We start from the raw sequence: 11,929 nt of genomic DNA, 5'->3' as shown, positions 1-11,929 counted from the left end.
TGGCGCTCTGCTTTATGCCGTGGGCTCGTTGGCTCGCAGCCCCATGCTGTCAGGCCGAAATCGAGTCGGCGTCGACATGCAGCGGGCGGAAGGTGCGCCCGCTCAGGCGCTCATGGCGCGGGTCGTTCTCGATCAGGGTGGCCAGCACCTCGCGGGCGCGGTCACGCATGCCGAGACCCAGGTAGCCTTCCACCATCACCGCCAGGGCATCGCGGTTGGCGGTGGCCTCCGGGTAGTTCTCGATCACCCAGCGACCGCGCTGCACGGCGGCCAGATAGGCGCCCTTGCGCAGGTAGAAGTCGGCCACGTGGAGCTCCTGGGCGGCCAGTACGTTGCGCAGGTAGATAATGCGCTGGCGGGCGTCCGGGGCGTATTCGCTCTCCGGGTAGCGTTGGATCAGCTCGCTGAAGTCGCTGTAGGCATCACGCGAGGCGCCCAGGTCGCGGCGCGACAGGTCGACCAGCCGCAGCCGCTCGAGGCTGAAGCGCCCGGCCTGATAGGCCGACAGGCCGCGCATGTAGTAGGCGTAGTCGACCTGGGGGTGGTCCGGCTGCAGGCGTATGAAGCGCCCGGCGGCGGCGCGCGCCGCTTCCCAATTGTCGGTCTCGTAGTAGGCGTAGATCAGCTCGAGCTGGGCCTGCTCGGCGTAGTCGCCGAACGGAAAACGGCTGTCTACCGTCTCGAGTTCTTCCACGGCGGCTAAGTAGCGGCCCGATTCCAGCGACGCGCGGGCCTGCTGGTAGAGCTCCTGTTCCGACACCTGGGGCAGGTCGTCGTCTGACTCCGTTTCGTCGTCACTGCCGCCGCCGAACAGGGCACAGCCGCTGAGCAGGGTCACGGCGAGGGCGAAGGCACCGAACCGGGTGCCGGTAAGCATAACGCGCATCTTGATCCTCGTATCAAACAACCCGGGTGGCCATGCTAGAATCGTTCGCAATCTGCCACAATCGGCTCACTATAACGCACCCGTTTGCAAAACACACAGGCCCCGCCGTTTCATCATGTCCGAGACCCTACACCGTGACGCCCGCGTCCCCGACGCCATGGCCGGCCAGCGCCTCGACCAGGCGGCTGCCGAGCTGTTTGACGATTTCTCCCGCGAGCGCCTCAAGGGCTGGATCCAGCAGGGGGCGCTGACCGTCGATGGCGAGCAGCTGCGTCCCAAGCACAAGCTCCATGGCGGCGAGCAGCTGCTGCTGCGCGCCGAGCTCGAGGACGACACTCGCTTCGAGCCTCAGGCCATGGCGCTGGATATCGTCTTCGAAGATGCCGAGGTGCTGGTGATCAATAAGCCGGCGGGGCTGGTGGTCCACCCCGCAGCGGGCAACCCGGACGGCACCCTGCTCAATGCCGTGCTTTACCACCACCCGGCGGCGGCGAGCATTCCCCGTGCCGGCATCGTGCACCGCCTCGACAAGGACACCACCGGGCTGATGGTGGTGGCCAAGACGCTGGCCGCCCAGGCCGCGTTGGTCGAGCAGCTGCAGGCGCGTAGCATGTCCCGCGAGTACGACGCCGTGGTCACCGGGGTGATGACCTCAGGCGGTACGGTGGATGCGCCCATCGGCCGCCACCCCAAGGATCGCAAGCGCCAGGCGGTGACTGGCAACGGCAAACCGGCGGTGACCCACTACCGGGTCACCGAGCGCTTCCGCCACCATACCCATGTGCGTTGCAAGCTCGAGACCGGGCGTACCCACCAGATCCGCGTGCACCTGGCCCACAAGCGCTTCCCGCTGATTGGCGATGCGCTCTACGGCGGGCGCCTCAAGCTGCCGCCGGGCGCCGACGATGCGCTCAAGGAGCTGCTGCGCGGCTTTCCGCGCCAGGCGCTGCACGCCCGCAAGCTGGCCTTCGTTCATCCGGCCAGCGGCCAGCGGGTCGAGTACCGTGCCGAGTTGCCCGACGACATGCTGATGCTGCTCGACTATCTGCGTGACGACCACGCCACCATGCGCTGAGGAGCCCGCGATGCACGCCGCCGACGATCTGCACCCACACCCGACGCTGATCCTGCCCGACTGGCCGGCGCCGACCCGGGTCGGCGCCTTCGTCACCACCCGCGAGACCGGCCCTAGCCAGGGGCCTTTCGCGGCCTTCAATACCGCGCTGCACGTCGGCGACGACCCGGCCATGGTCGAGCGCTGCCGCGAACTGCTGCGCGCCCAGCTCGACGACGACCGGCCACTGCTGTGGCTCGACCAGGTGCACGGCGCGGCGGTGCAGCAGGCGTACGATCCCGAGGTGCCCCAGGCTGACGCGGCGGTGGCTGACGACAAGCGCTACGCCTGCGTGATCCAGACTGCCGACTGTCTGCCGGTGTTCTTCTGCGACCGCCTGGGCACTAAGGTGGGGCTGGCCCACGCCGGTTGGCGCAGCCTCGCCGGCGGCGTGCTCGAGGCCACCATGGCCGCGCTGGATATCGAACCCGATGAGCTGCTGGTGTGGCTCGGTCCGGCGATCTCCAACGCCCAGTTCGAGGTCGGCCCCGAAGTGTTCGAGGCCTTCGTCGCGGTACAGCCGGAGGCGGCATCGGCCTTCGAACCCAGCCCCTATCGGCTCGGCCACTACATGGCCGATATCTACAAGCTGGCGCGGCTGCGTCTCGAGCGCCTCGGGGTGCATCAAATCAGCGGCGGGCACTTCTGCACCGCCTGCGAGCCGCGCTTCTACTCCCACCGCCGCGACGACGGCCAGACCGGCCGCATGGCCAGCGTGATCTGGCTGCGCTAACCGGGCTTCCCTCTTGATCTATATCAACTCTCAGGGTTATTCCCCGCGCGCCTCTTGAAAGCGGCCCCCGCCGACTCCATTGATGATGTCAAGACGTTATTGACAGGGCCAAGCGGTGCGTCCGAACGCGCCGTCACCCCGATGGAGGAAGAGTAAATGCGACCCGATAAATTTACCGGCAAGCTGCAGAGCGCGGTGGCCGATGCCCAATCGCTGGCGGTGGGCCGTGGCCACAACCAACTCGACCCTGGCCATCTGCTGCTGGCGCTGCTCGATGCCCGCGACAGTGGCATCAAGGGCTTGATCCAGCAAGCCGGCGGCGACAGCGGCCGCCTGCGTGCGGGGTTGGTGCAGTATGTCGACGACCTGCCCAAGGTGGGCCAGTTCGACGGCGAGGTGCAGCCATCCCGCGATTTCGTGCGGCTGTTCAACCTCGCCGACCGCGAGGCCCAGAAGCGCGGCGACCAGTTCGTGGCCAGCGAGCTGGTGCTGTTGGCGGCGCTGGAGATGGGCGGGAGCCTGGCCAAGACACTGACCCAGGCCGGCCTGACCCGCAAGGCGGTGGCAGCCGCCATCGACAGCCTGCGCGGCGGCCAGCGCGTCGACGACGCCAACGCCGAGGACAACCGCGAAGCGCTCAACAAGTACACCCTCGACCTCACCGCGCGGGCCGCCGAGGGCAAGCTCGACCCGGTGATCGGCCGCGACGACGAGATCCGCCGTACCATCCAGGTGTTGCAGCGGCGCACCAAGAACAACCCGGTGCTGATCGGTGAGCCCGGCGTCGGCAAGACTGCCATCGTCGAGGGGCTGGCCAACCGCATCGTCGATGGCGAGGTGCCCGAAGGCCTCAAGGACAAGCGTGTGCTGTCGCTGGATATGGGCGCACTGCTGGCCGGTGCCAAGTTCCGTGGCGAGTTCGAGGAGCGCCTCAAGGCGGTGCTCAACGAGCTGGCCCAGGAAGAGGGGCGGGTGATCCTGTTCATCGACGAGCTGCATACCATGGTCGGTGCCGGCAAGGCCGAGGGTGCCATGGACGCCGGCAACATGCTCAAGCCGGCGCTGGCCCGCGGCGAGCTGCACTGCGTGGGCGCCACCACCCTCGACGAGTACCGCAAGTACATCGAGAAGGACGCAGCCCTCGAGCGTCGCTTCCAGAAGGTGCTGGTGGATGAGCCCTCCGAAGAGGACACCATCGCCATCCTGCGCGGCCTCAAGGAGCGCTACGAGGTCCACCATCGCCTCAATATCACCGACTCGGCGATCATTGCCGCGGCGCGGCTCTCGGCGCGCTATATCACCGACCGCCAGCTGCCCGACAAGGCCATCGATCTGATCGACGAGGCGTCGTCGCGGATCCGCATGGAACTCGACTCCAAGCCCGAGGAGATGGACCGCCTCGACCGCCGGCTGATCCAGCTCAAGATGGAGCGCGAGCACCTCAAGAAGGAGACCGACGAGGCCTCGAAGAAGCGTCTTGAAACCCTCGAGGCGCAGATCGACGAGCTGGCCCGCGAATATGCCGACCTCGAAGAGGTGTGGAAATCCGAGAAGGCCAGCATCGAGGGCGCGGCACAGTACAAGGATGCCCTCGACAAGGCCCGGGTCGAACTCGACGCCGCCAAGCGCCAGGGCGACCTGGGCAAGATGTCCGAGCTGCAGTACGGAGTGATCCCCGACCTCGAGCGCAAGATCGCCGAGAGTGAGGCCGGCGAGGCAGATACCTCGACCCACACCCTGCTGCGCTCCAACGTCACCGAGGAGGAGGTCGCCGAGGTGGTGTCGCGTTGGACCGGGATTCCGGTGGCCAAGATGCTCGAGGGTGAGCGCGACAAGCTGCTGCGCATGGAAGAGGCCCTGCACCAGCGGGTGATCGGCCAGGACGAGGCGGTCACTGCGGTGGCCAACGCCGTGCGCCGTTCGCGGGCCGGGCTGGCCGATCCCAACCGCCCCAACGGTTCGTTCCTGTTCCTCGGCCCCACCGGGGTCGGCAAGACCGAGCTGTGCAAGTCGCTGGCCAACTTCCTGTTCGACACCGAAGAGGCGATGGTGCGCATCGACATGTCGGAGTTCATGGAGAAGCACTCGGTGGCAAGGTTGATCGGTGCTCCTCCCGGCTATGTCGGCTACGAGGAGGGCGGCTACCTGACCGAGGCGGTGCGCCGCAAGCCCTATTCGGTGCTGCTGCTCGACGAGGTGGAGAAGGCCCACGCCGATGTCTTCAATATCCTGCTGCAGGTGCTCGAAGACGGCCGCCTGACCGACGGCCAGGGTCGCACCGTGGACTTCCGCAACACCGTCATCGTGATGACCTCCAACATGGGCTCGGACATCATCCAGCGCATGGGTGCCAGCGAAGACGACAGCGAGCAGGGCTACGCACAGATGAAGGAGATGGTGATGGCGGTGGTCGCCGACCACTTCCGCCCCGAGCTGATCAACCGCATCGATGAGGTGGTGGTGTTCCATGCCCTCGGCCAGGAGCAGATCCAGGCGATCGCCGGGATCCAGCTCGAGCGCCTGCGCGCACGCCTCGCCGAGCACGAGCTGGGGCTCGAGGTCAGCGACGATGCCATGGCCCAGCTGGCGGTGGTCGGCTTCGACCCGGTCTACGGTGCACGGCCGCTCAAGCGGGCGATCCAGAGCCGCATCGAGAACCCGCTGGCCCAGGACCTGCTTGGCGGCAAGTTCGTGCCCGGCGACGTGATCAAGGTCAGCGCCGAGGAGGGTCAGCTACACTTCAGGAAATGAGGCAGCTGCCGATAATGGTTTAAACGGTCGCGTCCGACCTCGTTTGCCCGTCTCGCTGATCGAGACGGGCTTTTTAATGTCTGCTCCTTGCTCAATTGTCGACCTTGGGCTACCCAAGGCGGTTTGGCGGTTGACAGCCCAGCCGCGCTATTGGAATCTTGTCGGTTCCTGATTGCGGGCGCGGTCCATACGGGCAATCCCCACTCACCGCGCGAAGGGTAGGCCGAATGGCCTTTACCCGCCGAAGGACTTCCGGCCCGGGCTAACCGCTCGGTCTGGCCAACGCCCCCGACACGGCGAACCGCCGTGAAAGGCAGCGCCGATTCATGCTGCATGGATCGATGCTGCCGAATGAGAGTGCAGGCCCCAACAGGGCTGATTAGCCAGGGTTTGGCATCAGGTGCCGGCACTGCCGGCAGCGACGTACTGTCGCACTCGACCCCATGACCCGCACTGGGACATGGATCGCACTCGAGACCTCCAGGGGAGAAACACACGTGGAACTGCTTTCCGGCGCCGACATGATCGCCCGCTTCCTGCAGGATGAGGGCGTCGAATATATTTATGGTTACCCAGGCGGCGCAGCGCTGCATATCTACGATGCGCTGTTTCGCCAGGACAAGGTCAAGCACATCCTGGTACGCCACGAGCAGGCGGCGACCCACGCTGCCGACGGCTATGCTCGCGCGTCCGGCAAGCCAGGCACCGTGCTGGTGACCTCCGGACCCGGCGCGACCAACGCCGTGACCGGCATCGCCACTGCCTATATGGACTCGATTCCGATGGTGGTGCTGTGCGGCCAGGTGATGAGCCACCTGATCGGCGATGACGCTTTCCAGGAAACCGATATCATCGGCGTGACCCGGCCGATCGTGAAGCACAGCTTCTCGATCCGGCATCCGTCCGAGATTCCGGAAGTCCTCAAGAAGGCCTACTATCTGGCCTCTACCGGCCGTCCCGGTCCGGTGGTGGTGGATATTCCCAAGGACATGACCGCGCCCACCGAGCGCTACGAGTACGTCTACCCGAAGAAGGTCAAGATGCGCTCCTACAACCCGGTGACCCGCGGCCATACCGGCCAGATCAAGAAGGCCGTGGAGCTGATGCTCAAGGCCAAGCGGCCGGTGTTCTATACCGGCGGCGGGGTGATCACCGGTCGCGCCTGCGAGGGGCTCACCGACCTGGTCAAGCAGCTCGGCTTCCCAATCACGACCACCTTGATGGGCATCGGCGCCTTCCCGCAGAGCGACGACCAGTGCCTCGGCTGGCTGGGCATGCACGGCTCCTACGAGTCGAACATGGCCATGCACCATGCAGACCTGGTGATCGCCATTGGCGCGCGCTTCGACGACCGGGTCACCAACAACACCTCCAAGTTCTGTCCCACGGCCAAGATCGTGCACGTCGACATCGACCCCAGTTCGGTGTCCAAGACGGTGCGTGCCGATGTGCCCATCGTCGGGCCGGCGGCCAGCGTGATCAACGAGATGATCAGCCTGGTGCAGGGCAAGGAGATCGCCCATCCCGACGCCCTCGGCGAGTGGTGGCAGAAGATCGACGGCTGGCGCGAGGAGCGCCGCGGCAAGCTCTACGAGCCCTCCGAGCCCGGCGAGGCGCTCAAGCCGCAGGAGGTCATCGAGGCGGTGTGCAGGATTACCCGCGGCGAGGCCTTCGTGACTACCGACGTCGGCCAGCACCAGATGTTTGCCGCGCAGTACTACAAGTTCGACAAGCCCAACCGTTTCATCACCTCGGGGGGGCTGGGCACCATGGGCTTCGGCTTCCCGGCGGCTATGGGCATCAAGAAGAGCTACCCCCAGGACGATGTGGTGTGCATCACCGGCGAGGGCAGCTTCCAGATGATGATGCAGGAGCTGTCGACCTGTAAGCAGTACGGGGTGGGCGTCAAGATCGTCAATCTCAACAACGGGTCGCTGGGCATGGTGCGCCAGTGGCAGGACCTCAACTACAAGTCGCGCCATGCGCACTCGTACATGGAGTCGCTGCCCGACTTCCAGAAGCTGATCGAAGCCTACGGGTTTACCGCCATCAAGGTAGAGCGTCACGAGGATCTCGAACCCGCCCTCGAGCGGGCCTTCGCCGACAACAACGAGCTGGTGTTCCTCGACATCTATGTCGACCCGCGCGAGCACGTTTATCCGATGCAGGTGCCGCTGGGCGCCATGCGTGACATGCTGCTTTCGAAGACGGAGCGGACCTGATGCGCCATATCATTTCGATCCTGATGGAAAACGAGCCCGGCGCGCTGTCCCGCGTGGTGGGGCTGTTCGCCCAACGCAACTACAACATCGAGACGCTCAACGTGGCGCCCACCGAAGACCCGACCCTGTCGCGGTTGACGGTCACCACGATCGGCGATGACCGGGTGATTGAACAGATCACCAAGCATCTCAACAAGCTGATCGACGTGGTCAAGCTGGTCGACCTGACCGAGGGCAACCACATCGAACGCGAACTGATGATGGTCAAGGTCAAGGCGCTGGGTGCCGCGCGTGACGAGGTCAAGCGCACCGCCGACATCTTCCGCGCCCAGGTCGTCGACGTCACGCCGAGCCTCTACACGGTGCAGATCACCGGCGATGCCGGCAAGCTGGATGCCTTCCTGCAGGCCATGGCGCCGGTGGGCATTCTCGAGGTGGCGCGCACCGGGGTGTCGGGGATAGCGCGTGGCGATAAGGTGCTGTCGCTCTGATTTACGACTGCGCTCGATAGGCTCCATAGGCCGCCCTCCGGGGCGGCTTTTTCGTAGGCGCTCTTTACACTTCCGCCCAAAGCGCACGGATGAGCGGGCTCTTGAGGCGGCGCTTGGCAACGCACAGGCCGACGTCGTAGTGGGGCAGTTCGGGCTTGACCGGCAGGACCGCCACCCGGTCGCGCAGCGGGCTGTTGTCGAGCACGATCTTGGGCACCACGCCGACCCCGAAGCCCAGGCCGACCATGCTGACGATGGCTTCGTTGCCGGCGACCTGGGCATAGATCTGCGGCGTGACGCCCAGCGCCTTGAACCAGGTGTCGCAGTGCTCCCGGGCCAGGCCTGACTCGGAGAGAATCATCGGCACGCCGGCCCACTGGGCGGCGCTGGGGGTCTGCGGCGTGCTGGGCATCCAGCTGGTCTCTTCGCGAGGGGCGATGAACACCAGCGGCGAGGTGGTCATCGGCTTGAAGGCCAGGCCATCGGGCAGGGTGCGTGGCCGGGGCGTGATCGCCATGTCCTCCTCGCCGGCCAGTACCCGCCCCACCGACTCGGCGGGGTCGCCGGTGTGCAGCTTGAGCTCGATGCGCGGGTGACGCAGGCGAAACTCGCTGAGCAGCGCGTAGAGGAAACTGTAGCTGGCGGTCACCGAGCAGTAGATGCTGATCTCGCCAGCCAGCTCACGGGCCTCGCTCATCAACGAGTGGCGGATGGCCTCCCACTGCTCCAGCGCATCGCGGGCATAGTGCTGGAACATCTGCCCTTGGCGGGTCAGGGCGACGTGGCGGTTGTCGCGCTCGAACAGCGGCGCGCCGAGGTTTTCTTCGAGCTGGCGGATCGAACGCGACAGCGTCGAGGAGCTGATATGGCAGGCATCGCTGGCGCGGCCGAAGTGCAGCATGTCGGCCAGGGCCAGGAAGTGCTTGAGGGGACGCATGTCCATGTGATGTATTTCAATAGATGCAATGTGGTATTGCAAATATAGCGTTTTACGCAACGCTGCGCCTGTCTTAAGGTGTCGTCATCGTTTCGACGACGCCCAGCGCCGCGACAGACGGTGCGGGTGGCCATCAACGCTGAATTCCATATCCGCAATATCTCAGGAGAATCCCAATGCGCGTCTATTACGATAAGGATTGCGACCTGTCCCTCATCCAGGGCAAGAAGGTCACCATCGTCGGTTACGGCTCCCAGGGCCACGCCCACGCCAACAACCTCAAGGAATCCGGCGTCGACGTCACCGTAGCGCTGCGCCAAGGTTCCTCCTCCGCAGTCAAGGCCGAGGCCGCAGGCCTCAAGGTCGCCTCCGTGCCCGAGGCGTGCAAGACCGCCGATGTGGTGATGATCCTGGCCCCGGACGAGAACCAGAAGGCGATCTACGAGAACGAGGTCGAGCCGAATCTCAAGGAAGGCGCCACCCTGGCCTTCGCCCACGGCTTCAACATCCACTACAACCAGATCGAGCCGCGCAAGGATCTGGACGTGATCATGATCGCGCCCAAGGCCCCGGGTCACACCGTGCGCTCCGAGTTCGTCAAGGGCGGCGGTATTCCCGACCTGATCGCCATCCACCAGGATGCCTCGGGCTCCGCCAAGGAGCTGGCGCTCTCCTACGCCGCGGGCGTTGGCGGCGGCCGCAGTGGGATCATCGAGACCACCTTCAAGGACGAGACCGAGACCGATTTGTTCGGCGAGCAGGCGGTGCTGTGTGGCGGTGCCGTCGAGCTGGTCAAGGCTGGTTTCGAGACCCTCACCGAGGCCGGCTACGCCCCGGAGATGGCCTACTTCGAGTGCCTGCATGAGCTCAAGCTGATCGTCGACCTGATGTACGAGGGCGGCATCGCCAACATGAACTACTCGATCTCCAACAATGCCGAGTACGGCGAGTACGTCACCGGCCCCGAGATCATCAACGACGAGTCTCGCGCCGCCATGCGCAATGCGCTCAAGCGCATCCAGACCGGTGAATACGCCAAAATGTTCATCAACGAGGGTAACAGCAACTACCCGTCGATGACCGCGCGTCGTCGCCTCAACGCCGAGCACGACATCGAGCAGGTCGGCGCCAAGCTGCGCTCCATGATGCCGTGGATCGCCGCCAACCAACTGGTCGACAAGTCCAAGAACTGATCGAACCGGTGTTGCATGCTGACAAGGGCGCGGATATCCGCGCCCTTGTCGTTGCTGGAGCCTTGCCGCCGTTGGACAGCGCCCTGTCGCTATCGTAATACGAGTCAGGGTGTAGAATGGAAAAGGCGCCGCGGCGCTTTTTTTGGGCAATGGAAAGAGAATTATGAGCCAAGAGCCGAACACGCCAGAGCAGGATCGTGCCGAACAGGTGCCTCCGTCGCGTGCCGACGAAGACATCGCCTCGGCCTTCGTGCGCGAGACCGAAGTCATCGAAGAGGCGGTAGAGGATGGCAAGAAGGTACGGCGACGGGGTATCTATCTGCTGCCCAACCTGTTCACCACCTCGGCGCTGTTCTCGGGGTTCTTTGCCGTGGTGGCCGGCATTAACGGTGACTTCACCGCCGCCGCAGTGGCGATCTTCATCGCCATGGTGCTCGATGGCCTCGACGGCCGGGTGGCGCGCATGACCAATACCCAGAGCGCCTTCGGCGCCGAATACGACAGCCTCTCCGATATGGTGTCGTTCGGCGTGGCCCCAGCGTTGGTTGCTTTTACCTGGATCCTCCAGGACATTGGCAAGACCGGCTGGGTTGTGGCATTTCTCTACGTGGCCTGCGCCGCCCTACGCCTGGCCCGCTTCAACGTGCAGATCGGCAGCACCGACAAGAAGTGGTTCATCGGCTTGCCCAGTCCCTCGGCGGCGGCCTTCGTTGCCGCCAGCGTTTGGACCTTCAACAGCTTCGATGCCGATGCGGTAGGCTTCAAGCTGCTCATGCTGCTGGTGGTGGCCGCCGCCGGGGTGCTGATGGTTAGTAATATTCGCTACCACAGCTTCAAGGACATCGACTTCAAGAAGCCGGTCCCCTTCGTGGTGCTACTAGCCATCGTACTCGGCTTCGTGATGATTTCGGTGCAGCCCTCGGTGATGCTGCTGCTGCTGTTCGGAGCCTATGTGGTCTCGGGGCCGGCGCTGGCGGTGATGCGCAAGATGAAGCACGCCCCCGAGGCCTGATCTTTTACGCCTTGGTCGAACGCCCGCCTCGCGCGGGCGTTGTCGTCTGCATGGCCCGTCTGGCGGGCTGCTGTTCGCGGCCGGCTATCCACAGGCACTCGCGGCTTGCGGGGTGTGGATAAGTTTTTCTTCGCCGAGGGCTTGCGGGCCTCAAGGTAAAGCCGTAAAGTACGCATCCGCTGCTGCCGACGGGCATACGTTGGTAGCGGTGAAGAGAGGTGCAAGCAGTTGGTTTTGTTGGGTTTTTTCTTGTCGATACGAAAGAGAAAGCGATTGACAGAGCCGCCGGAGACGGTAGAATGCGCATCACTCGGCAGTGCGTCGCAAGGCGCCTGGCAGGGCGCGACGAGATCGGTTCTATCGATATGACGCTCCCCGCCACGGCTTGACACGCCACGCTGCTTCTGTAGAATACGCCTTCCTCGCCGGGCGCCGGCGGCTCTTCACGAGCCACGGCAACAGCGAGACGCTCTTTAACAATCGATCAGGTAATTCATGTGGGCGCTTGTCGATGACGAGGTGATCAGTCACCACATCATCAAGGCAAGCGACTCGTCACCGATCTTCGGATCGGAATTGAGTAAACGTTT

At 64.7% G+C, this 11,929-nt stretch carries 9 protein-coding genes; 7 read left to right on the top strand and 2 right to left on the bottom strand.

Annotated features, from left to right (window positions below; translation table 11 throughout):
• Positions 1-49: 49 nt before the first annotated feature.
• Positions 50-886: an outer membrane protein assembly factor BamD gene (locus CK498_RS22545; RefSeq protein WP_095623114.1), complete on the bottom strand. Its 837-nt coding sequence runs from the start codon at positions 884-886 to the stop codon at positions 50-52.
• Positions 887-1,001: 115 nt separating this feature from the next.
• Here CK498_RS22545 and rluD point away from each other — a divergent pair, with 115 nt between their 5' ends.
• The 5 genes from rluD (at position 1,002) to ilvN (ending at position 8,197) form a co-directional block, all read left to right on the top strand.
• Positions 1,002-1,961: a 23S rRNA pseudouridine(1911/1915/1917) synthase RluD gene (rluD, locus tag CK498_RS22540; RefSeq protein ID WP_095623113.1), complete on the top strand. Its 960-nt coding sequence runs from the start codon at positions 1,002-1,004 to the stop codon at positions 1,959-1,961.
• Between the two features lie 10 nt (positions 1,962-1,971).
• Positions 1,972-2,733, top strand: a complete 762-nt coding sequence (gene pgeF / locus CK498_RS22535) for a peptidoglycan editing factor PgeF (RefSeq protein WP_095623112.1) — start codon at positions 1,972-1,974, stop codon at positions 2,731-2,733.
• A gap of 156 nt (positions 2,734-2,889) precedes the next feature.
• Positions 2,890-5,484, top strand: a complete 2,595-nt coding sequence (gene clpB, locus CK498_RS22530) for an ATP-dependent chaperone ClpB (protein ID WP_095623111.1) — start codon at positions 2,890-2,892, stop codon at positions 5,482-5,484.
• A 497-nt stretch (positions 5,485-5,981) separates the two neighbouring features.
• Complete coding sequence (locus CK498_RS22525; protein WP_076749510.1) at positions 5,982-7,706, top strand: acetolactate synthase 3 large subunit; 1,725 nt, start codon at positions 5,982-5,984, stop codon at positions 7,704-7,706.
• Positions 7,706-8,197, top strand: a complete 492-nt coding sequence (gene ilvN / locus CK498_RS22520) for an acetolactate synthase small subunit (protein WP_095623110.1) — start codon at positions 7,706-7,708, stop codon at positions 8,195-8,197. The genes CK498_RS22525 and ilvN overlap by 1 nt, the downstream gene beginning before the upstream one ends.
• Before the next feature lie 64 nt (positions 8,198-8,261).
• Here ilvN and ilvY read toward each other — a convergent pair whose 3' ends face one another.
• Positions 8,262-9,140: an HTH-type transcriptional activator IlvY gene (gene ilvY, locus CK498_RS22515; protein ID WP_095623109.1), complete on the bottom strand. Its 879-nt coding sequence runs from the start codon at positions 9,138-9,140 to the stop codon at positions 8,262-8,264.
• 170 nt (positions 9,141-9,310) lie between these two features.
• Here ilvY and ilvC point away from each other — a divergent pair, with 170 nt between their 5' ends.
• A complete protein-coding gene (ilvC, locus tag CK498_RS22510) occupies positions 9,311-10,327 on the top strand; it encodes a ketol-acid reductoisomerase (protein ID WP_095623108.1) in 1,017 nt (338 codons plus the stop codon).
• Between the two features lie 163 nt (positions 10,328-10,490).
• Positions 10,491-11,339: a CDP-diacylglycerol--serine O-phosphatidyltransferase gene (pssA, locus tag CK498_RS22505; RefSeq protein WP_095623107.1), complete on the top strand. Its 849-nt coding sequence runs from the start codon at positions 10,491-10,493 to the stop codon at positions 11,337-11,339.
• Positions 11,340-11,929 lie beyond the last annotated feature (590 nt).

Source organism: Halomonas salipaludis (genome assembly GCF_002286975.1).
GTDB classification, from domain to species: domain Bacteria; phylum Pseudomonadota; class Gammaproteobacteria; order Pseudomonadales; family Halomonadaceae; genus Franzmannia; species Franzmannia salipaludis.
Note: the sequence above shows the minus strand (reverse complement) of the source record. Positions and strands in the feature narration are given on the sequence as shown.

Bases quoted from the DNA above. Each gene is read 5' to 3' on its own strand.
- CK498_RS22545 (WP_095623114.1), bottom strand. From the start codon at position 886: ATGCGCGTTATGCTTACCGGCACCCGGTTCGGTGCCTTCGCCCTCGCC.
- rluD (WP_095623113.1), top strand. From the start codon at position 1,002: ATGTCCGAGACCCTACACCGTGACGCCCGCGTCCCCGACGCCATGGCC.
- pgeF (WP_095623112.1), top strand. From the start codon at position 1,972: ATGCACGCCGCCGACGATCTGCACCCACACCCGACGCTGATCCTGCCC.
- clpB (WP_095623111.1), top strand. From the start codon at position 2,890: ATGCGACCCGATAAATTTACCGGCAAGCTGCAGAGCGCGGTGGCCGAT.
- ilvN (WP_095623110.1), top strand. From the start codon at position 7,706: ATGCGCCATATCATTTCGATCCTGATGGAAAACGAGCCCGGCGCGCTG.
- ilvY (WP_095623109.1), bottom strand. From the start codon at position 9,140: ATGGACATGCGTCCCCTCAAGCACTTCCTGGCCCTGGCCGACATGCTG.
- ilvC (WP_095623108.1), top strand. From the start codon at position 9,311: ATGCGCGTCTATTACGATAAGGATTGCGACCTGTCCCTCATCCAGGGC.
- pssA (WP_095623107.1), top strand. From the start codon at position 10,491: ATGAGCCAAGAGCCGAACACGCCAGAGCAGGATCGTGCCGAACAGGTG.